The following is a 22,035-nucleotide window of genomic DNA, read 5'->3' on the forward strand; positions in this document are numbered from 1 at the left end:
TGTTATCCCTAGAGTCTGGGCTGGTGTTTTTACCTGGAATACAAGGGCATGGTTGATTCTTTAACGAAAGAAAGTTCTATCACGGATTGCAATCCTAATCTTGATCAAAACTGCATTCTGGCAGCGATCGACATTGGGACTAATTCCATTCACATGGTCGTTGTGCAGATTGACCCAGTGCTACCGTCGTTTACGATTATTGCCAGAGAAAAAGAGACAGTACGGCTAGGCGATCGCCATCCCAAGACAGGGGAGTTGACACCAGAAGCCATGGGACGGTCTCTGGCTGCTTTGCAACGTTGCCAGGAACTAGCTAAAAGCTGCAATGCCGAACAAATTGTTGCCGTTGCCACGAGTGCTATGCGCGAGGCACCGAATGGACGAACCTTTTTAAAGCAAATCGAATCAGAATTAGGGTTATTTGTCAACCTAATTTCAGGTCAAGAAGAAGCCCGACGGATTTATTTGGGTGTCTTGTCGGGGATGGAATTCAACAATCGGCCCCATATTATTGTTGACATTGGCGGCGGATCGACGGAATTAATTCTGGGGGATAGTCATGAACCCCGTTATCTGAGCAGTACGAAAATAGGGGCCGTTCGCCTCACGGCTGAACTCATCACCACCGACCCCATGAATCACAGCGAGTTTCAATACTTGCAAGCTTATATCCGGGGGATGCTAGAGCGACCTGTTGAAGAGTTACTCGCTCACCTGCAACCGGGCGAACAGCCTCGTTTAGTGGGAACCTCTGGCACCATTGAGACGCTGGCGACCATGCACGCGAGGGAAAAGCTAGGAACGGTACCCAATACCCTCAACGGCTACCAAATGAGTCGCAAAGACCTCAAAGAAATGGTCAAGCGCTTAGCGTCAATGAGTTGCGCGGAACGGGGAGCAATCCCAGGGATGTCAGATCGACGCTCAGAAATCATTGTTGCGGGTGCCCTCATTTTAGTGGAAGCGATGACAATGCTGCGGGTTGAGTGCTTGATCATTGGTGAACGGGCACTCCGAGAAGGGGTGATTGTGGACTGGATGCTCACCCACGGTTTGATTGAAGACCGACTGCGCTATCAAGGTTCTGTGCGCGAACGCAGCGTCTTGAAAATTGCTCAGAAATATCAGGTCAATTCGGAATACAGCCAGCGAGTTGCTAACTTGGTTCTGAGTTTGTTTAACCAAACCAAAGGATATCTCCACCACTGGGATTGTGAAGAACGGGAACTGCTTTGGGCAGCGGCAATTTTGCACAACTGTGGATTATATGTGAATCATTCGGCTCACCATAAGCACTCTTATTACCTAATTCGTCACGCCGAACTTCTGGGTTTTGTGGAAACCGAAATTGAAATCATTGCTAATCTCGCTCGCTACCACCGTGGGAATACCCCTAAGAAAAAGCACGAAAGCTTTAGTAATCTATCCAGTAAAAAGCATCGGCAACTCGTGTGTCAGCTCAGTGCTTTGTTACGCTTGGCAGTTGCGCTGGATCGCCGACAAATTGGTGCGATCGCACGAGTAGAATGCGAGTATCGCCCGAATGAAAAAGAACTGCATCTGCGTCTGTTTCCTGCTCAAGTAGGGGATGATTGCGCGTTGGAACTGTGGAGTTTGAATTACAAAAAAGGCGTTATTGAAGAGGAATTAGGGATAAAATTAGTGGCAACGTTGGAATCGGCATCAGTGACAGTCAGTTAATCTTAAATTGAGTTGTGACTCCATCGCAAAGAGCGCGATCAACTTGACCAAGTTGATCATTCGTCTTGAGATAATTACGCACGCGATCGCAAGCATAAGCCAGTTCATTTAGTTTGAGAATTCGCTCCACATCCCACAAAATTACCGTGCGATCGTCCCCAGCAGAGGCAATCTGTTTGCCATCGGGACTAAACGCCACCCCCCAAACGTTTCCTTCATGTCCGGTTAGCGTCGTTATTTCTGTACCGTCTATCTTCCAAAGTTTGAGTGCGCCAGTTGAGCCTGCCGCTACCAGCATTTGACCGTCTGGACTGAAATCAACCCCCATTATGCCTCTCATATTTCCCTTGAGGGTTTTGAGCAACGCGCCATCGCTCGTCCAGAGTTTAATCGTGTCATCCATGCTAGCAGTTGCCAAAGTGCGACCGTCTGGACTGATGGCAACTTCCCAAATAGGGCTGCGATGACCCTTTAGAATCCTGGAAAACCGACCGTCCAAACTCCATAACCGAGCAGTGCCGTCGTCACTGGCGGAAACCAGCCTCTTTCCGTCAGGGGTAAAGTCCACATCGTAAACCCTAGCCTGATGCCCTGTGAAAGTTTTCAGCAAAGTGCCGTCTTTGTTCCACAGTTTCACGGTTTTATCATCGCTGGCAGAAGCGAGTAGCTGACCGTCTGGACTAGGGGAAATATCCCAAACGCTTGCCTTATGTCCTGTTATGGTTTTCAGCAACGTCCCGTCGAACTGCCAGAATTTAATCGTTTTATCTCTACTGGAGACAGCAAGGATGGGCGCGTTCGCACTGTTGGCAAAGTTGGCACCCTGGAGGAAAGCAACGGAGCGAATGCCAGCCTTGTATCTACCAAAAGACTTCAGCAAGGTGCCGTCTCGCGCCCACAGTTTGAAGCTGCCATCCGAACTGGCTGAAGCTAGCATCTGACCTTCGGGGCTGAAATCCACATCCCAAATCGTGCCGCCATGTCCGTGCAGGACTTTCGAGAAGGGGTTGGTCGGGTTCCAGAGTCGGGCGGTATTGTCGTCGCTGGCGGAGACAACGATTTGACTGTTGGGAATAAAGGTCACGCCTCGAATTCCAGATTGATGCCCTTTGAGGACTTTCAACAGCGTCCCGTCCGGCTTCCAGAGGTTGATGGTTTGGTCAGCGCTAGCGGAAGCAATCACATCGCCTGCTGTGCTGACGGCGACTTCAAACACTTCCGAAGTGTGACCGCTGAGAGTTTGTAGCAGCTTTCCGTCGGGTTGCCAGAGTTTGATAGTATTGTCAGCGCTGGCAGAGACAATGGTGGGACGTTTTGTGCCGCTATTGTCTGCAAGTAAGGCGAACTCAACATCCCAAACGGCGGCCTTGTGCCCTTCCAGGGTTCTCACCAGTTCGCCGCCCTTGGTCCAGACCTTGACCGTATTATCTGTGCTGCTAGAGGCAACCAGGTTTCCATCTGGGCTAAAGGCAACACCCCAAACCGCATTTTGATGTCCGCTCAGAGTTTGCAGCAGTTTGCCATCGGCACTCCACAGGCGAATGGTGCTGTCTTCGCTGGCGGAGGCGATGCGCTGACCGTCAGGACTGAAGGCGATCGCCCAAATGGCAGCACTGTGTCCCTGAAAGGTTTTGAGCAGCTTGCCTTCTCGATTCCACAGATAAATGCTGCCGTCTGTACTGGATGTCACTAGGCGCTGGCTATCGGGGCTGAAACTGAGGGCGAAGATGACAGTGGCTGGGTGCTGGAGGGTTCGCAGCAGCATACCATCGGGCTGCCAAAGCTTGACCGTTGCGTCAGTGCCGCTGGTGGCGATGATTTGACCGTCTGGGCTGACATCAATTGCCAGAAGCGGGCTGGGCTGCTCCGACAGGCGATTGAATTCTGCCGTTCCGTAGATGGCTTGTTGCAGCACTTGTTGAACTTGAGATTGCAACTGGGGGCTGTAATGAGCGAGACTGTCGAGCCTACGTTTTGCTTTGATGGCAGTCACGAGGGCATCTAATCGCTGCTGGGAGGCGAATTGTCCTGCGGAGGAGGAGGTGAGGGCTTGAATTTCGCTGATGCGGGCTTGCTGTTCGCTTGTGACGGCGCGATGATATTGCCAGAGGGCGAGAATGCCGGATGCGATCGCAACTATTAGTGCCCCACTCAACGCCCCAATAAACCTTCGCTGTCGCTTTGCTGTCTCTCGCTCTAAAACTAACCGCTTGCGTTCTTCTGCCAGTCGGGCTTCTACTTCTCTTAGCCTCGCTGCTTCCAGCGTTTGCTGCACTTCCAGCCTGTCTAATTCTTGAGAAGCGGCTAAAAATTGATAGTCTAAATCGCTCAAACTTTTTCCCTGCGCCCAGTATGAAGCGTCTTTCAACGCCTGCCCCCTCAGAAGGCGCGAAGCATCCTGTTGTTTTGAAGCTATCCAAGCATCGAAGGCTTGAGTGTAAGGGCGCAGAGAAGCTAATTGTTCTTTTACCCATGCCAAATCGAATACGTTCTGATAGATGGGGTTTTTCACCTTCAGGAAACCCTGCTGTTTCTCCACCAAACCAGACAGCAGTAGTTCCATTTGCTCTGTTGAGTCATCGCTCTTGACTTCCCCCTGCTGTAAGATTTGCTGATAAATTCCCAGTAACCTCCCAGCGCGTTGCTCCTGACTCAAGATGCGATCGCGTATTGTCCTCAAATGCTCTGGTTCATCCTGAGTTTCCCAGTTGTCGATGATGCGCTCTTGCACCAACTGTTCCACCCAACGCGCCTCCTCCCCAGCAGGAATTGCCCCCACGCGATTTGTTGCCATCAGAGCAAGCTGGCATAACTTTTGGGTTAAAAACGGCTGTCCCCCACTCCAGTACAAAATTTCAGCTAACAAGGCTTTTGGTTGACTGGCAATTTTCTGTAATCCCGGTATCAGAGGGATGGCTTCGTGTAAGTCAAATCCTCTTAGCTCAATTGCCCGTCCGATATTAAACGGTGTGCGGTTTTTGTCTGCAATTAAATCAGGCGGTGTCGCTACCCCCAACAGGGCAAAGGTGACGCGTTTATAGCTTGACTTTTGAGCGCGTTTGTTGTATAAGGCTCTGATTAGGGTGAAAAAATCGTCGATAGGGAAGTCTAAGCTGAGTAGGCTGTCGATTTCATCAATAAAAATTACGACATTTTGCTGAATTTCTAAGAGTAAAACGGTTTCAATAAATTCACTCAGGCGACTGACTAAGGATAAATGGGTGCGATCGCGCCACCAAGCTCGTAAATTAAAGGAAAGCTGAAAGCTGCTAGTGAGAGAACCGACAACAGAGGCATACCACTGTTCTGGCGTTACCTCTTGAGTGCCAATGGCTGTGAGATCGATGACTCCGCAGCAAATACCCTCAGCTTGCAAGCGGTGCATGGTTTGCACCCAAAGCGAAGACTTGCCCATCTGTCGGGAGTTGAGGACGTAGCAAAACTCAGTCCTTAACAGTGCCTCGTACAGCTCATCATCAGCTTGACGCTTGACATAACTAGGGGCATCAAGCGGTAAACTCCCGCCAACTTGATATTCATAGGATGGACTTTGGGCGGTGAGCATGATGGGGGAAAGGAAAAAGGGAACCTTATTAATTAGTGTGCAGCGTTTTGAGTTTTGACTCCATCGCACAAAGAGCGATCGCTTTCCTCTACTTCTGCATTCGTCCGCAGATAATCCCGCACCCAATTGCAACCATACTGGAGGAAATCGAGCTGGAAAATTCGCTCTAAATTCCATAAAATTGCGGTTCTATCCTGACTTGCTGAGGCGATTAACTTCCCATCAGAGCTAAAGGCAACTCCAAATACCCCATCGCTATGTCCCTTTAAGGTTTCAATTTCTTTACCGTCGTACCCCCAAACTTTGACTGTGCCGTCGAAACTGGCTGAGGCGATGAACTTCCCATCAGGGCTAAATGCCACTCCGAACACTCCATTTTTGTGTCCCTTAAAGGCTCTGATTTCTGTACCGTCGCGCCGCCAAAGTCTCACCATACTATCCATCCCTGCTGAAGCGAGGGTGTTTCCATCAGGGCTAAATGCCACTCCAGCCACCTGACGGCCATGGCTTTTTAATGTGTGTAGAAGCCTGTAGCTGGGCTTTCCAGATGCGATGGCATTATCCCACTGCCAAAGTTTGACTGTGCCGTCCACGCTAGCTGAGGCAATAAGCTGTCCGTCGGGGCTAAAGGCAACTCCGTTAATGTGATCGGTATGCCCTTTAAGAGTTGCCAATTGGGTGCCGTCAATCCTCCAAATTTTGACAGTTCTGTCCTCACCCGCCGAAGCGAGTGACTGCCCATCTGGATGGAAATCAACGGCGAAGACTCTGCCTTGATGTCCAGTAAAAGTGTGGAGTAAGGTTCCATCCAGTCGCCACAACCGAACAGTGCTGTCATAACCGCCTGTAGCAAGGGTGTCTCCGCTTGGGCTGAAATCGACTCCGAAAACTTTATCGGATTGTTTGGGAAACGTGCGAATTAAGCTACCATCAAGCCGCCAAAGTTTAATAGTCTGATCGCGGCTGGCGGTAGCAATTGTCTTACCATCAGGACTAAATTTTATGGTGTAAATTGGTGCTTGATGTCCGTTAAGAGTCTGGAGCAAACTGTCATCAAGCTTCCAGAGCGCGATCGGGCCATCCCAACTGGATGACGCGAGGAGTTGCCCGTCAGGACTCCAAGCCACTCCAGAGACGACATCCTTGGCGGCTGGCAGGGTTTTTACGAGAGTCCCGTCAAGCTTCCAAAGTTTGACTGTTCTGTCAACACTTGCCGAGGCGATTAAACGACCTTGAGGGTTAAAAGCGATTTTGATTACTCCATCGCTGTGTTCAGTTAGAGTTTGGACTAAAGTTCCATCAAGGTGCCAAAGTTTGACTGTTTTATCCCAACTCGCCGAGGCAATCAGATTTCCTTGAGGGCTAAAGGCAACGTCTCTAACTCTATCTGTATGTCCGGTGAGGGTTCTGAGCAGTTTACCGTCTACACTCCAAAGTTTGATGGTTTTATCGTGAGATGCAGATGCAATAGTTTGACCGTCAAAGCTAAAGGCAACACTGGCAACTTCATCCGTATGTCCGGTGAGAGTTTTCAGTAGTTTGCCGTCTGTACTCCAGAGTTTAATTGTTTTATCTTTAGAAGCGGAAGCAATGGTCTGACCGTCAGGAGCGATCGCTACGTCTGCAACGTCTTTGCTATGTCCTTCTAATGTGTGCCACAAGGTATAGCTCGGCTTTGGGTTTGGTGATTTTGTACTGTTTTTGCGCCAAAGTTTAACGGTGTTATCCCCAGAACCAGAAGCAATTAGATCCCCTTTGGGGCTAAATACGACTCCCCAAACTGTCTTGTTGTGCCCTTGAAGTGTTCCCAGTTTTGTACCGTCTTTTTGCCAAAGAGCGATGGTTTTGTCGGCAGACGCTGAGGCAATGAGTTCGCCATCAGGGCTGAACGTTACATCATTAACCACATTGTCATGCCCCAATAAGTGGTTATACTCAACTGCTCCATAAACAGCCTGATGGAGAGTCTGCTTAACTGAGTTCTGGATATCTGCGTCTGCAACACCCAACTTCTGCAATCGTCGCTGTGCTGTAATAGCTTGTACTAATGCATCTAACTTTTGATTTGAGGCAAATAGGGCTTCGGAAGATTTGGCGATCGCTTTTATCTCGCTCGCAGCCGTTTGCCGATACTGAACATAAATCCCTAGCCCCAATACACAGGCTAAAACTAACGTCATACTTTCTACAACCAGCAAAAACCTTTGCCGCCTAGAACTTTTTTTCTCTAGTGCTAATCTTTTTTGTTCCTCTGTTAGTCTGGCTTCAACTTCTTTAGCCCGTTCTGCTTCCAATGCTAACTGCACTTCTGTTCTGTCTAATTCTTCAGAAGCCGCTAAAAACTGATAATCCAAATCGCTCCAACTTTTTCCCTGCGCCCAGGTTTGGGCATCTGTTAGGGTTTTTCCCCTCAGAAGGCGCGAAGCATCCTGCCGTTTTGAAGCGAGCCAAGCATCGAAAGCTTGAGAGTAGGGGCGCAGTTGTCCTAACTGTTTCTCTACCCATTCCAGGTTAAAAACTTCTTGATAAATCGGGTTTCTTACCTTCAATACACCCTGGTGTTTCACCACCAACCCGCTTAGCAACAGTTCTACCTGTTCTCGACTGTCATCGGTTGGCACTTCCACACCCTGTAAGATTTGCTGATAGATGCCGAGCAATCTTCCGGCGCGTTGTTCGTTGTAAAGGAGGCGATCGCGTATTGTCTTTAAATGCTCCGGCTCATCCTGTGCTTCCCAGTTATCGATAATGTGCTGTTGCACCAACTGCTCCACCCAAAAGGCTTCGCTAGCAGAGGGAATTCTCACAAACCCTTCACCCCACTCTTGAGTTGCGCCCAGAAGCAGCTTGCAAAGCTTTTGCGTGAGGAATGGCTGTCCGCCAGTCCAGTTCAAAATTTGTTTGAGCACCGCTTTGGGATTGCTAACAATTCCCGTTAACCCAGGCAGCAGGGGCATCGCTTCATCTAGCTCAAACCCTCTCAGCTCAATGGGCTGTCCAATATTAAACGGAGTGCGGTTTTTGTCAGTAATTAAATCGGTCGGCGTAGCCACTCCCAACAGCGCAAAAGTCAGACGCTTGTACGATGACATTTCTGCCCGTTTGTTGTATAAAGCTCTAATCAGGGCAAAAAAATCGTCAACGGGGAAGTTTAAACCGAGGACGCTATCGATTTCATCGATAAAAATTACGACATTTTGCTCAAGCCCAACCAGCAGGACTGTTTCTAGAAATTCACTTAAGCGGTTGACTAAGGATAAGTGGGTGCGATCGCGCCACCAAGCTCGTAAATTAAAGTCAAGCTGGAAGCTGCTGGTGAGAGAACCGACAACAGAGGCATACCACTGTTCTGGTGTTACCTCTTGAGTGCCAATGGCTGTTAGATCGATGACTCCACAGCAAATGCCTTCAGCTTGCAAGCGGTACATTGTTTGCACCCAAAGCGAGGATTTACCCATCTGCCGGGAGTTGAGGACGTAGCAAAACTCACTCCTTAACAGTGCCTCGTATAACTCCTTATCAGCTTGACGCCTGACATAGCTAGGCGCATCAAGCGGTAAACTCCCACCAACTTGATATTCATAGGATGGACTTTGGGCGGTGAGCATGATGTATAGCAGAAAGCAGAGAGTACCGGAGATCATACGAGGAGGCACAAAGCAAAAGATTGACTCCTCAAGGTTTCAGTATTTGGCGAGAGTCCTAATTGCTTTGGCGACTGCTATACATCTTTTAACATCTAGTAAGCTATAGCAGCCCTAAATGATTCGTGACGGTGAGATATCCGACTTGTTCAAAAAGCCTGGTATCTAGAGAGTAAGTTGATACACAGACATCGGTTCTTCAATTCCCTCGAATTGCTCTTGTCCTATTTCAATAGGTTGTAGGGGAAGATGACTTCTTACCGCCTCATAAACGGTCTGGGAAATACAGATGTCACCGGCAGGAATTTCAGTTTGTAGGCGAGTGGCAATTGTCACCCCAGGCCCGGTAACATCCTTGCAATTGAAAATAACATCTCCTAAATGAATGCCAATTCGATAAGTGAGGATGGGTTGGGAGGTGGCTTCAGCTATTTGCCTGAAGGCTACTTGAATTTCTTGGGCGCAGTTAACAGCATTGACGGTATTGGGGAAATACATTAATAACCCATCTCCAGTAGATTTGAGAAATTGCCCTTCATATTGCTTCCCTAACTGGGTTATGAACTGAAAGTTTTGGTAGAGTAAATGCTGCGTTTGTTCTGAGTCAGTCGCCATCATTCCCGTAAAGTTTACTACATTGATGGAAACAATCGTGGCGAGGCGATGTTCTTGGAGTAAATTTAACTGCCATTGGCTGAGGCGATCGCTAAAATATCGACGGCACAAATCCCCACTGGGTACAACCTGCCCCTGGACAAACCGCACGAGTCCCATACTGTGCAATTTAAACGCTTCTATGGGATTTAATTTCACAGGAGTGGGTGACATCACAACCTGCGTCAAGGCTGTTACGAGTTCGGGATATTTTTGAATATTCCACAATTGGTGTCGCAAATAGCCTCTGTAAATGCCGTCGTCGGAAGTTGCGGTTTCTAATAGCTGTTCTAGCGTGATGTCTTTGCCGCTAATGTGATGCAACGCTATTTGTACGAGATAAGGATTTCCTCCAACCAACCCCATTAAGCGTTCTACTTCCCTAGTTTCCCAATCGAGTTGATACCGACTTGCTAAATCTTGGACTTGCCCAGGAGTAAAATCTGGTAACTCAATAGACAACCCCACATTAAAGGGGGATTGATTGACATTAAGAGGGAGATAAACTTCTGTGGAATGAACGATGATCAACCGTAGTTTTTGCCAAATTTGGCTACTTCGCTCTGGATACTTGGCTTTCTGATACCAAGTTCGGAGCAACCCAAAAAAATCGGTAGCAATTTTGGGGTAATTGAACACTACATCCACTTCATCTAATGCCAAAACGACCGGACTGTCAATTTCTGCTAATAGATAATTTTCAAAGTAATCCGTGCAGTTGTAATTGCTACCAAATACCTCATCCCAATACTCGTTTAATCGATTCTGTAGCCCCAAACGGCGAGTGACAACGGCACAGAACCAGCGCAGAAATTGATTTAAACTCGTGAACACCTCGGCATCAGCCAGTTGCAAGCTTAACGTCACCGTTTTAAACTTTTGTGCGAGCGCCTCATCGAGAATCCTGACCATCAAAGAGGTTTTGCCCATTTGCTTGGGCGCTTTAATCCGAATCAAAGCTCCCGGTTGTAAGATGGTTTCATCGCAAAGCTGCTCAACGGGAGGACGCTCTACATAAAAAGGAGAATTGAGCGGAACGTAACCTTTAAGCATGATACTGGAACGACTCTCGATCTCGTTGGAGTCAGGTTGAGTATAGTCATCAACGTTCAGCACAAGATTAAACGTGCTGAAGTAGGACTCCAAGGTTAGTCGATCTACAGCAACTTGGCGACGTTGTACCTTCGCAATGGTATTGGGACTCATCTTTGTCCGTTCACCGATTTGTTCCAAAGTGTAGGGAACGCCATTGTTGTCTTCAATTTCCGACTGATGCTGTGCCCTCTGCAAGCGCTGCCAACCTCGATACGTGAGGATGACACCTCGCTTACGCTTTGGTGGTTGACTTTTCATCGTAAATTGCTCAGCCTGCTTAAAATCAAACAAAATCTTACTCAGTTGATTTATTTTCCCACCGATTAGAGGGTAGAGTAATCTTGATTAAGAAAGCCTGAAAAAAGACCTCCGCAGTTTTTGCTGTGTTTTTCAGCCAAAAGTGGGTTGTTATTTATGGACAAGCCTAAGTTGCTTTGTTAAGTTGCAATCTTTCGTTGAAAACCTCTTGTTATGAATGCAAACTATAAATAGTTTCTTTATGGGTATCTGCCTTCTGACATAAGTTTAAAATTTTTAACATAATCAACATGGTATTAGCGGAATTTTTTATTCCTCACGGACATTGCTATCTCTGGAAATCTGAGTTGGTGAGCTTACACATTGTTTCAGATGCCTTAACGGCGCTGGCTTATTACTCAATTCCGTTGACACTCACGTATTTCGTAGCCAAGAGACAAGATATACCCTTTAACTGGATTTTCCTGCTGTTTGGTGCCTTCATCGTTTCCTGTGGCACAACCCACATTATGGAAATTTGGACTTTGTGGCATCCTGACTATTGGTTATCGGGTGTGATCAAAGCCTTTGCGGCTGTCGTCTCATTATATACAGCGTTTGAGCTAGTTTCTTTACTGCCCCAAGCCCTGACAATTCCCAGTGCGGCGCAATTTGAAGCGGTGAAAGGCGAAATCCAAGAGCGTCTGCGAACAGAAGCTGAACTCCAGCAGGCAATTGTCCAACTGAAGCAGGAAATGGCTGAACGTCAGCAGGCAGAGGCGGCGCTGCGGGAGAGTGAAGAGCGCTTGCAGCTAGCGTTAGAAGGTAGTGCTTTGGGGTGGTGGGATTGGAATATCACCACAGGGCAAACCTATTTTGACTCCTCTTGGAAGAGAATACTGGGGTACGAGGTAGAGGAGATTGAAAATAATTACCAATCCTGGGAGAAGCTGATGCATCCACAGGATAAGCCCAGGGTAATGGAGGTTTTGAATGCCTATCTTCAAGATACGCTTCCCCTTTACGAAGTGGAATTTCGGATGCGATCAAAGTCTGGGGAGTGGAAGTGGATTCTGATTCGCGGTAAGGTTTTTGAGCGCGATGAATCGGGTGCGCCCCTGCGAATGCTGGGTACACAAAAAGATATTAGCGATGCCTATCGGCAAGCTATGCAACGCCAACTTGCAGAGGAACGACTCAAGCATAGTGAAGCGAACCTGGCAACAGCCCAGAAAATTGCCCATATCGGCAACTGGGAATTTGATGTACTCAGTGGGGAAATTACCTGGTCAGAAGAGAAATTCCAGATTCTAGGTCTTGACCCGAACCAACCCGAACCCAAGTACGCCGAACTGATCGAGAAGATTCACCCCGATGACCGAGAGCCATTTCAACAAGCGACCTCACAAGCGCTGGCATTAGGGACATGCTACGAACTTGACTATCGAATTGTGCGCCCTGATGGTCAAGTCCGGTACATTGAGGGAAGAGGAGAAGCGGTTGTTAATGAGCAAGGGCAGGTGATTCGGCTGTTTGGAACAGCATTGGATATCACCGATCGCAAACGGGTAGAAGAAGCCTTGCAGGAGAGCGTACAGCGAGAACGCGCGATCGCCTTTGCGATTCAAAGAATACGCCAAACATTGGATATTGAAGCGATTTTTAGTGCCACAACAGAGGAATTGCGGCAATTGATGAACTGCGATCGCGTTCTGATCTATCGTTTCAATCCCGACTGGACTGGAGAGATTGTTTCCGAGTCTGTGGGGACTGAGTGGATTTCGCTGTTGCAGGAGCAAGCGAATAACCCCAATCTGACACAGAATACTCTAGAAAATGATCGCTGTGCCGTGAAAAGCTTCGATAGTGCCGCAGGTTGCGATAGCGTTCTTAGTACTACTTTGCCAGTGCAGGATACTTATCTGCAAGAAACCCAAGGCGGTGCGTACAGTCGAGGTGCAAGTTATGCAGTCGTCCAAGATATTTACAAAGCCGGGTTTAACTCTTGTTACATCAACCTCCTCGAAGGATTTCAAGCTAGAGCTTACATCATTGTCCCCATTTTCTGCGGCTCTAAACTTTGGGGATTGGTGGCAACTTATCAAAATTCCGGCTCTCGCCAATGGAAAACAGCAGAAACCCATGTGGTAGTTGAGATTGGCAATCAGTTAGGAGTCGCCTTGCAGCAAGCCGAATTATTAGCGAGGGTTCAAAAGCAGTCAGAAGCACTGCGGCGATCGGAAGCAAGAGAACGAGAAAAAACACAAGAGCTAGAGTTGGCTTTCAGTGAATTGAGACGCACCCAATCCCAATTGATTCACACTGAAAAAATGTCGAGTTTGGGGCAAATGGTGGCAGGAGTTGCCCACGAAATTAATAATCCCGTCTGCTTTATCTTAGGCAATCTAAATCCGGCCAGGGAGTACTTCCAAGATTTATTAAAACTGCTTCAACTTTACCAGCAAACGTATCCCAATCCTACACCCGCTATTCAACAATTCGCTTCTGAGATCGACTTGCCATTTCTCAGGGAAGATTGGTCAAAACTGATGGATTCTATGGAGGTGGGAGCTGAACGGATTGAAGCCATTGTGCGATCGCTCAAGACTTTCTCTAGATTGGATGAATCAGAATTAAAGCCGGTAGATATCCATGAAGGCATTGACAATACTCTACTAATTTTGCAACCTCGACTGAGGGCAGATGGCAATCGCCCCGAAATTAAGGTGATTAAAGACTATAGCCAACTGCCCAAAGTTACCTGTTATGCCAGTCAGTTGAATCAGGTGTTCATGAATCTGCTAGATAATGCGATTGACGCTCTAGAATCCCAACCTTCGCCACGAGTGATTACCATCCACACTTCCTTGATGACTGGGGATGCGGGAACAAGAGAAGGGCGCAATTTAACCCATATTTTGCTCAATACGTCTGTCAATCCCCAAACTTTAATTCCCAATCATCAAAGAGTTGTGATTCGGATTACTGACAACGGTTGTGGGGTGCCAAAGGAAGTGTGCAAAAAAATATTTGACCCATTTTTTACAACGAAGCCAGTCGGAAAAGGGACGGGATTGGGATTATCGATTAGCCATCAAATTATCGTGGAAAAACACCAGGGTAAACTCAAATGCATTTCGGTTCCAGGGAAAGGGACACAGTTGATTGCAGAGATTCCTGTAATCTGTAAAACGCGCGCCAGTCACAAGCGAATCACCCCAAATGAACCTGAGTGTAAAGACCGTTATTCTCTCACAGCTTTTAGAGATTGAAAAATACTGATTCAAACAAAATTGTGACATCCATCAAAACTCCCCAAAATCGGTGCTGTACCACTCGGATTCGCTAAAGTGGGTTGCTCTTGTTTCAAGCGATATAGCGGTTTGCATTTAGATGAGGTACAAGGCTGACAGTTTTAAGGCAGAGGGATTACTACTTATAAGGAAATAAAACTTCCCTAAAGGTTATAGAAACCCGTCTAGTTCTTATAAAATCTCTAGCCTTATAGTTATCTCGATGACAGGCAATAATTCCATGTTGCCAACTATATCTGGCTTCCCCTTTAAAAATTAATAAGCTTCCAGGTTGCGAGAGAATTTTTGCTTCCTCTTGGGTTTGAGAATGAGTAAAATTTATGACACAATCACTGCCTAAACTGAGAGTAACAATCGTATTGCCAAAACAAGGAATACAGTCAGTATGGCTCACAATACCTTGACCGGGTTGATATTCATTGACGATGACTTGATCGGGAATGTTGACTATTAAGTTATCTTGAGCCAGTCTGACAGCAATACTCTGTGCCCAATCGGGCAAAGTACCTAAGTGGGTTGATGCCACAAAAAAGCCATCTTGATAGTCATATTTATATCCATATTCTTGAATTCTTCTTTGGTCTTTAATTGACCATGTTTGTTGGTCTATAATATTCAGTAAATCATCTTGTTCATCCGGATTCAGGTAGTTAGAAATATAGGCAAGTCCTGGAACCTTTTTGATTTCAGAATCACGATAGTTCTCTATAGCTAATTCAGCCTTATTGGGAAATTCCATGCTTCTTCAGTTGAGCTTTGAGGCAAAGTGGAGTTTGGGAGGCACAGGAACATTGAGTGATTGGGTGAGCCGAATTTAGCATATCCGCCACGCATATTAGCGGTATTCTACCCGTTGTCTCCCCTTCATGTTTAGCCTTTAGTTGCTGGATTCGTACAGATTCATGATGCAGACATGGCTAAATAGAAATAGTCCTGCGCTGTGCGAGATTCATTCATGTCTAACGGTTCCTTTGAGAAGGATAGTTTGGGTTGGCAGCTATCCCAACTGCAACAACGGTTTGGGGAGTGGTGGGAACTGCAACTTTCCCGATTTGCATCTAACCCATCCAATGCATCACTGCCATCTTGGTGGAATTCGCCAATGATACAAATGCTAGCTAAAGCTGCCTTTTGGCTGATACTGGGTTTACTCTTAACCTGGATCGGTTTGCAGATTTGGCGATGGTTGCGTCCTTATCTTTATTCCCTCACCCATTCGTTGAATCAGCCTGCTCAAAAAGTCACCCAAACACCCGCCCAATCATTATCCGTTGCAGGTTGGTTGCAGCGATCGCAAAAATTCCAGCAGCAGGGTAATTATCGCGAAGCTTGTCGATCGCTGTATATGGCAATGTTGCAACGATTACATGACAGTGGGATGGCTCCCCACGAATCTAGCCGCACCGATGGGGAATACTTAAAATTAGTCCAGCAGCTACCCCAACCCAAACCCTACCGAACCTTGCTCATGACGCATCAGCAACTATGCTTTAGTAATACTGAAGCTTCAAGTGCAGACTTTGAGCAGTGCCAGCAAGCTTACCAAGAAATTGAAGCTTTATGAAAGGGTCAAATCGGCGGTTATGGTTATTTGGCGCGATCGCAATTGGAGCCTTAATTCTCCTTACCTTGTTTGCAGCTCCTGCCAATAATCAACTCAGTAGTGGTTCTACCTACACCCGCGCCCCCAATGGGTATGGTGCTTGGTATGCTTTCATGGAGGAACGGGGAACCCCAGCCAAGCGTTGGCAAAAACCGTTTGAGAATTTAGCCAACAACAAGACAATCAAAGCTCCGGTTACCTTGTTACGCGTCAACAGTCAATTGTCTGCTCCAGACCTGGAGCAAGATGAGCGAGACTGGGTAGAAAAGGGCAACATTTTGGTAACTTTGGGCATCCGTCAGCCAGTGACCAAAGCCGCTTTTAATACCCTGCACGAAACGGCAATGGGGAAGGTTAAGATTAATACGGCGCGTAGGAATTGGTCAGCGCAGGAAAAACAGTTAGGCGATCGCTTTGGTTCGATTGTTTGGCAAGAAAATATCGGCAAAGGACGCACCATCTTCGCTACAACACCCGATTTGGCAGCCAATGCCTATCAAGATTTTCGGGGTAATTATGAATTTCTCGCCCAACTGGTGACCCAATCAGGAGAGGCGGAAAACTCTTCCATCGCCAATTCCGTATGGGTAGACGAATACCTTCACGGTTACAGAGATACAGACGCAACAAAGAGTAAACAAGAACAAGATATATTTAGTTACTTCGGTAAAACTCCCGTATTTCCAGCTTTGGTTCAGGTTGCAATTCTCCTCCTCGTTGCCATCTGGGCTGGAAATCGTCGCTTTGGAAAACCCGAAACCTTACCCACACCCGTTGTGAACAACAGCGAAGCTTACATTCAGGCTTTAGCCGCCGTCTTGCAAAAAGCTGAAAGCAGTGAGTTTGTGTTAGAAGTTGTGGGCAAAGAAGAACAAGTGCAACTGCAAAAAGCCCTCTTTTTAGGACAGGAACAACTCGACCCTCAATCTCTCGTGAACGCATGGATGCAGCAGACAGGGCGTCCAGCCGCCGAACTGGAACAAGTGCTGCAAATGCAATCTCAAAAAGCTCGAATTAGGGAAACAGAATTGCTAAAGTGGTTGGGAAAATGGCAGCAAATTCGTCGCCATCTCCCCTTCTTGAACCCGTAATCGTTCACAATGAGAATTCAAGTCCTATCCACTCCCACGCTGACCCCTACATGAGCGAATCGAACGCTATATTTGAGCGCCTAGCGCAGACCCTTTCCAAAGTAGTGGTGGGTCAATCGACTTTGGTGCAGCAGATGCTCGTGGCACTCCTGAGTGGAGGGCATGTGATTGTCGAAGGAGTCCCCGGAACAGGAAAAACCCTAATGGTGAAGGTGCTGGCAAGGCTGATCCAGGCCGATTTTCGCAGGATTCAGCTCACGCCAGATATTTTGCCCTCCGACATTTTGGGGACGAACATTTTTGACCTGAATAGCCGCAGTTTCACCCTGAAAAAAGGGCCTGTCTTTACAGAAGTTTTGCTCGCGGATGAAATTAACCGCACCCCCCCGAAAACCCAAGCCGCACTGCTAGAAGCCATGGAAGAACAGCAGGTGACGCTGGATGGGGAGACGTTACCCCTGTCTGAATTGTTTTGGGTGATTGCAACTCAAAATCCCCTGGAATTTGAAGGCACTTACCCCTTGCCAGAAGCTCAGTTAGACCGCTTTTTATTTAAATTGGTGGTCGATTACCCCGATTCAGCCGCCGAAAAGCAAATGTTGCTGAATGCTCAGGCGGGGTTTCGCGCCAAGCGCCTGGATTTAGCTCGGCTCAAACCGATCGCAACCGTAGCACAGATTCTGAGCGCGAGAAAAGCCGTGCAAGCGATTGAGATTGAGGACAAGTTGCTAGATTACCTACTGGCGTTGGTACAGCGCACACGACAACATCCTGACTTGGCTTTGGGTGCTTCTCCGAGAGCGGCTGTAGCTTGGTTACAAACAAGTAAAGCTCACGCTTGGCTAGAAGGTCGCAACTATGCCACCCCGGATGATATAAAGACAGTGGCACCCCCTTTGTTACGCCACCGTCTGATTCTGAAAGCCGAAGCACAACTCGATGGAGTACAAATGGATGCTGTTATTTCTTCCTTGTTGAGTCAAGTATCGGTACCCAGGTAAGCGATCGCTGAAGATCAAGCTCGCTGAGGGACTTCATATATTACCGCAGACTTCCGTAAATTCCCGCACTCTTAGGAGCCATGTAAAAATAAATTGGACAATTTATCCAGAGATTGAATAATGAGAAGATAACTGGCATTGCAGGGTGATATGTCTGGGAATGAGGGGATAAAAAGCATTCAAGACAAGTATGAGCGGTTATCGCCTTACTTGAATGAGAAAACAAGACGTATTTGGGCCGCAATCGAAGCCCAAAGTCTAGGTTGGGGAGGTATAAGTCAGGTTTCTAGAGCAACGGGAATGTCGCGGACGACAATTCATGCCGGAATAGGTTTGTTGTCACAACCAGATGAGTCAAAAACGCAGGATGAAATTCTAAGAATCCGAGAAGCAGGTGGTGGACGTCTTCTACTTGAAGAACGAGACCCAATGCTGCTGACAGATTTGGAAGCGCTGGTGGAGCCAATGACATTAGGCGACCCAGAATCTCCACTCAAATGGACATCTAAAAGTGTAGTTAAACTGGCTCAAGCCTTGAATCAAGGGGGACACAGAATCAGTTCTAAGAGCGTTTACAATTTACTCGAATCGTTAGGCTACAGCTTACAATCCAATCGGAAAACCCGTGATGGTGGGCAGAGTGCAGACCGAGACGACCAGTTTTTACATATTTCAAACCAAGTCAAATACTTCCAATCGCAGGCGCGACCTGTAATTTCAGTGGACACCAAGAAAAAAGAGTTAATTGGAAACTTTAAGAATCCTGGAACTGAGTGGTGTCCTAACGAACAGCCTATCGAGGTACGAATGCATGACTTTGTTGACCCCGAATTAGGTAAAGCAATTCCTTATGGAATTTATGACCTCACAACCAATAAAAGATGGAGCAATGTTGGTATTGACCACGATACGGCTGGCTTTGCCGTCGAGTCTATTCGCCATTGGTGGTACGCCATGGGAAAACAATCTTATCCCAATAGTCAGCATCTGATGATTACGGCAGATTGTGGTGGTAGCAATAGTTATCGTTCTCGACTCTGGAAGTTAAAACTCCAAGAATTTGCCGACGAGATTCAGAAAACGATTCAGGTCTGCCATTTTCCTCCCGGAACAAGTAAATGGAATAAAATTGAGCATCGCTTGTTTTGCCACATTACTCAAAATTGGCGTAGTAGACCTTTAACTAGTTTGCAAATCGTGATTAATCTAATTCGCAACACTACCACTCAACAAGGATTACAAGTGGAAGCTAGGTTAGATGAAAATTGCTACGTTCCAGGTATCAAAGTTACAGACCAAGAATTTAAGGCTATTGCCATTGAGCGCAACTCTTTTCGCGGTGAATGGAACTATGTAATTAAGCCCAGAATTCCTGCTTAATTGTTCAACTTATTTTTACATACTTCCTAATTCGTTTTGGCATCGCTGATGGAAATTACCCTCTACTCTTATCGTAAGCGATTACCCGGACTTAATATGAGCCATTGGTGAGAGCGATCGATATAGAAATCGGGTTTGGTGCGATAGGTGCTTTAACTCCCACCAATGACATGCAGCGCGATATCGGCACAGAAATGAGACAGCATGGCGTATTCCAACCCCCACTGCCAATAGAGAAAGCCAAATACTATTCCCATTAGAGAGTTCAGCACCATCGTTCGGGTAATGACAATGGGGGTCAATGACCACAAGGTTGCAGCGGCTGGCAGATGGGCAACCCCAAACAGTAGGGCAGAAAGTGCGATCGCTAGCCAGAACGCAAGCCGTGCGGGGTGTTTCCCTTCTCTTAGCCCCATCTTCCAGAAAACCCAAGCCATCAGCGTCATCAAAAATAGGCGCAGTAATAGCTCCTCCACAATCCCACCATAAAAACAAGCCAGTACACGCTTCCACAGGGCAATGTTGAGAGTTGTAGACTGTACTGTTTGCGGCATAAAGGGTTGAAACAAAAAAGCCAGCGCCAAGATGATAAATCCTCCTAAAATACCGCTGATGATTGCCCAATTCATGGCACGTTTTGAGAGGGCGGGTGGCTTTAACCCATAAACAAAGGCACGGGCAAAAGGGGTGTCGAGTCTCAGAGATTGCCCCAGCCGGACGCCAATCCAGCTCAGGATAAACAGGAGAACACCACTCTGAATTGCGCTGGCGATCGCTAATAGGGGTAACGGCAGAGGCGGGGATACGGTTAACGAGGAATTGAGTGCTACCGAGTAAGGAAAACCAGCAAGTGTCCCCAGGGCACCAAGGACTGCCCAAAAGGCAGCTAGACGGCTGTACTTGTTAGCGGCTTGAGTGTTATGCATATCTATCGTTTTCGTTGTTCTCTAGCAGAGAAATAAAACTGGCAAGAGTTCCATCTTCCTCAGCAACCCACGTTTTTGCTATTGGTATGTAGGTATTGATTAGAAGGTCTTTGTGGACAACTAAATCGGTGTCTTGATCAGCTCTAATCATGCTTGTTCCAGTAAGGGCAGCTTTGGCATCTTTACCCCTACCAATAAATTACGAAGTGAAAAGGCGATCGCACTTCATCCAGTTGTATCAACCGAATGGTTGATTTTGTCGGAATCGTAGTCTTAAGCGATCGCCCATCTAGCTTGCATTAACAGAAACCTGCGAGAAATCCGCCTGAGCCGAAGGCATGGGTTCACAGATCATAATGGGAGTCTCAGCAATCCTTCAAAAATCAGACTATAAATAGAGGTTAGCCAAGTGGCTCCTGAAGGGGCACTGATAAAAAATTATGATTCCCTCTCAACGCCTCTATTTACTCTTATTGCTCGGTATTGCGATCGCCATCGTTGTCGCCATCATTTTTGATCCACAGACCAGTATTTTCATTACCCTTCTATTCGATACCTTAGTGTTAGGTGTCGCCGTTTGGGATGGACTAGGGGTAAAACCTCACCGAGTGCAAGTCACACGTCATCCCTTGCATCGGCTTTCCATTGGGCGGGATAATCCCGTTGTTCTTTCCGTGCAATCGGCAAATCGGGGGGCGAAGATTCGTCTGCGAGATGACTATCCCTTGGAATTTGAGGTTTCTCGATCCATATTAGAAGCCACTCTAGAACCGCACAGTTCTCAGGAACTCACCTATACCGTTCACCCCGATAGTCGCGGGGAGTTTCAGTGGGGAGAGATTCAGCTGCGGCAACTGGGGCGGTGGGGTTTGGCATGGCATGATTGGAAGATTCCAGCCAGTCAGAAAGTGGCGGTTTATCCTGATTTAGTCGGGTTGCGATCGCTCTCGATTCGTCTCACCTTGGAAAATACCGGCACCATGCGCCAAGCGCGACGACTGGGTGCAGGTACAGAATTTTCTGAACTGCGAGAATATGGGATTGGGGACGATACCCGCCTGATTGATTGGAAAGCCACCGCCCGTCGTTCGCGCCCACTCATACGAGTCTTGGAACCGGAACGGGAGCAAACCCTGATTATTTTACTCGACCGGGGACGCCTGATGACGGCACAAGTGCAAGGGCTGAAGCGCTTCGACTGGGGTTTAAATGCCACACTATCCCTGGCGTTGGCGGGATTAAATCGAGGCGATCGGGTCGGAATTGGCGTTTTTGATCGCGAAGTCACCTCCTGGATTCCTCCGGAACGGGGTCAACATCAGCTATCGAAGCTGATTGAACGCCTCACCCCGATTCAGCCTGTCTTACTCGAACCCGACTATGTGGGTGCTGTCACTAAATTAGTGAATCAACAAACCCGTCGCGCCTTGGTTGTTCTGATTACAGATATCGTGGATGCCACCGCTTCTGTGGAACTGCTTTCCGCCCTCGGACGCCTTACTCCCCGCTACTTACCGTTTTGTGTGGCACTCCGCGATCCCCAAGTGGATTGCATCGCTCATACTCCCCTGAATCAGGAGAGGGCAGAGGGGGAGAAAATCAAGAGGAGGGATACAGACGCCAACCGGACGATTGCAGCCGCTTATAGTCGTGCTGTGGCTCTCGATTTAATCACCCAACGTCAAGTTGCGTTTGCCCAACTCAAGCAAAAAGGGGTTCTGGTTTTGGATGCACCCGCTAATCAGATTAGTGAACAACTGGTTGACCGCTATCTGCAACTTAAGGCTCGCAATTTGCTTTGACTTTCATTCGTTAGCAGATTTT

General features: G+C 47.5%; 13 protein-coding genes. 7 read left to right on the top strand and 6 right to left on the bottom strand.

Features of this window, described 5'->3' with window-relative positions; all coding sequences use genetic code 11:
- The first annotated feature begins 48 nt into the window (after positions 1-48).
- Positions 49-1,701, top strand: a complete 1,653-nt coding sequence (locus NDI48_10965) for a Ppx/GppA family phosphatase (protein MEP0831727.1) — start codon at positions 49-51, stop codon at positions 1,699-1,701.
- Here the strand turns inward: NDI48_10965 and NDI48_10970 are convergent.
- From NDI48_10970 to NDI48_10980, 3 genes are all read right to left on the bottom strand, one after another.
- A complete protein-coding gene (locus tag NDI48_10970) occupies positions 1,694-5,266 on the bottom strand; it encodes an AAA-like domain-containing protein (GenBank protein ID MEP0831728.1) in 3,573 nt (1,190 codons plus the stop codon). The two genes, NDI48_10965 and NDI48_10970, sit on opposite strands and share 8 nt — an antisense overlap.
- 32 nt (positions 5,267-5,298) lie before the next feature.
- Positions 5,299-8,874 carry an AAA-like domain-containing protein gene (locus NDI48_10975; GenBank protein ID MEP0831729.1) on the bottom strand — a complete coding sequence of 1,192 codons (3,576 nt, stop codon included), beginning with the start codon at positions 8,872-8,874 and terminating at the stop codon, positions 5,299-5,301.
- Positions 8,875-9,075: 201 nt separating this feature from the next.
- Positions 9,076-10,917 (bottom strand): AAA-like domain-containing protein, encoded by a 1,842-nt coding sequence (locus NDI48_10980; GenBank protein MEP0831730.1) that lies wholly within the window; start codon positions 10,915-10,917, stop codon positions 9,076-9,078.
- A 290-nt stretch (positions 10,918-11,207) separates the two neighbouring features.
- Here NDI48_10980 and NDI48_10985 point away from each other — a divergent pair, with 290 nt between their 5' ends.
- Positions 11,208-14,168, top strand: a complete 2,961-nt coding sequence (locus NDI48_10985; protein MEP0831731.1) for a PAS domain-containing protein — start codon at positions 11,208-11,210, stop codon at positions 14,166-14,168.
- Positions 14,169-14,328: 160 nt separating this feature from the next.
- Here the strand turns inward: NDI48_10985 and NDI48_10990 are convergent, their stop codons facing one another.
- Positions 14,329-14,949 (bottom strand): alpha-ketoglutarate-dependent dioxygenase AlkB, encoded by a 621-nt coding sequence (locus NDI48_10990; protein MEP0831732.1) that lies wholly within the window; start codon positions 14,947-14,949, stop codon positions 14,329-14,331.
- Between the two features lie 216 nt (positions 14,950-15,165).
- Between NDI48_10990 and NDI48_10995 the strand changes: the two genes are divergently transcribed.
- From NDI48_10995 to NDI48_11010, 4 genes are all read left to right on the top strand, one after another.
- Positions 15,166-15,774 (top strand): DUF4129 domain-containing protein, encoded by a 609-nt coding sequence (locus NDI48_10995; GenBank protein ID MEP0831733.1) that lies wholly within the window; start codon positions 15,166-15,168, stop codon positions 15,772-15,774.
- Complete coding sequence (locus tag NDI48_11000) at positions 15,771-16,904, top strand: DUF4350 domain-containing protein (protein MEP0831734.1); 1,134 nt, start codon at positions 15,771-15,773, stop codon at positions 16,902-16,904. Before NDI48_10995 ends, NDI48_11000 begins: the two co-directional genes overlap by 4 nt.
- Positions 16,905-16,954: 50 nt before the next feature.
- Positions 16,955-17,905 carry a MoxR family ATPase gene (locus NDI48_11005; GenBank protein MEP0831735.1) on the top strand — a complete coding sequence of 317 codons (951 nt, stop codon included), beginning with the start codon at positions 16,955-16,957 and terminating at the stop codon, positions 17,903-17,905.
- A gap of 150 nt (positions 17,906-18,055) precedes the next feature.
- A complete protein-coding gene (locus NDI48_11010) occupies positions 18,056-19,285 on the top strand; it encodes an ISAzo13 family transposase (GenBank protein ID MEP0831736.1) in 1,230 nt (409 codons plus the stop codon).
- Between the two features lie 152 nt (positions 19,286-19,437).
- Here NDI48_11010 and NDI48_11015 read toward each other — a convergent pair whose 3' ends face one another.
- Both NDI48_11015 and NDI48_11020 read right to left on the bottom strand, forming a co-directional pair.
- Positions 19,438-20,211, bottom strand: a complete 774-nt coding sequence (locus tag NDI48_11015; protein ID MEP0831737.1) for a CPBP family glutamic-type intramembrane protease — start codon at positions 20,209-20,211, stop codon at positions 19,438-19,440.
- Complete coding sequence (locus NDI48_11020) at positions 20,204-20,362, bottom strand: hypothetical protein (GenBank protein ID MEP0831738.1); 159 nt, start codon at positions 20,360-20,362, stop codon at positions 20,204-20,206. The genes NDI48_11015 and NDI48_11020 overlap by 8 nt, the downstream gene beginning before the upstream one ends.
- 289 nt (positions 20,363-20,651) lie before the next feature.
- On the opposite strand from NDI48_11020, the gene NDI48_11025 reads away from it, so the two are divergent.
- A complete protein-coding gene (locus tag NDI48_11025; protein MEP0831739.1) occupies positions 20,652-22,013 on the top strand; it encodes a DUF58 domain-containing protein in 1,362 nt (453 codons plus the stop codon).
- The last annotated feature ends 22 nt before the right edge of the window (positions 22,014-22,035 follow it).

The organism is Microcoleus sp. AS-A8 (assembly GCA_039962225.1).
In the GTDB taxonomy this organism is placed as follows: Bacteria; Cyanobacteriota; Cyanobacteriia; order Cyanobacteriales; family Coleofasciculaceae; genus Allocoleopsis.

Coding starts and splice junctions, on each gene's coding strand:
- NDI48_11010 (MEP0831736.1), top strand. CDS start 18,056: ATGTCTGGGAATGAGGGGATAAAAAGCATTCAAGACAAGTATGAGCGG.
- NDI48_10990 (MEP0831732.1), bottom strand. CDS start 14,949: ATGGAATTTCCCAATAAGGCTGAATTAGCTATAGAGAACTATCGTGAT.
- NDI48_11015 (MEP0831737.1), bottom strand. CDS start 20,211: ATGCATAACACTCAAGCCGCTAACAAGTACAGCCGTCTAGCTGCCTTT.
- NDI48_10985 (MEP0831731.1), top strand. CDS start 11,208: ATGGTATTAGCGGAATTTTTTATTCCTCACGGACATTGCTATCTCTGG.
- NDI48_10970 (MEP0831728.1), bottom strand. CDS start 5,266: ATGCTCACCGCCCAAAGTCCATCCTATGAATATCAAGTTGGCGGGAGT.
- NDI48_11025 (MEP0831739.1), top strand. CDS start 20,652: ATGATTCCCTCTCAACGCCTCTATTTACTCTTATTGCTCGGTATTGCG.
- NDI48_10980 (MEP0831730.1), bottom strand. CDS start 10,917: ATGAAAAGTCAACCACCAAAGCGTAAGCGAGGTGTCATCCTCACGTAT.
- NDI48_10975 (MEP0831729.1), bottom strand. CDS start 8,874: ATGCTCACCGCCCAAAGTCCATCCTATGAATATCAAGTTGGTGGGAGT.
- NDI48_11020 (MEP0831738.1), bottom strand. CDS start 20,362: ATGATTAGAGCTGATCAAGACACCGATTTAGTTGTCCACAAAGACCTT.
- NDI48_10995 (MEP0831733.1), top strand. CDS start 15,166: ATGTCTAACGGTTCCTTTGAGAAGGATAGTTTGGGTTGGCAGCTATCC.
- NDI48_11000 (MEP0831734.1), top strand. CDS start 15,771: ATGAAAGGGTCAAATCGGCGGTTATGGTTATTTGGCGCGATCGCAATT.
- NDI48_10965 (MEP0831727.1), top strand. CDS start 49: ATGGTTGATTCTTTAACGAAAGAAAGTTCTATCACGGATTGCAATCCT.
- NDI48_11005 (MEP0831735.1), top strand. CDS start 16,955: ATGAGCGAATCGAACGCTATATTTGAGCGCCTAGCGCAGACCCTTTCC.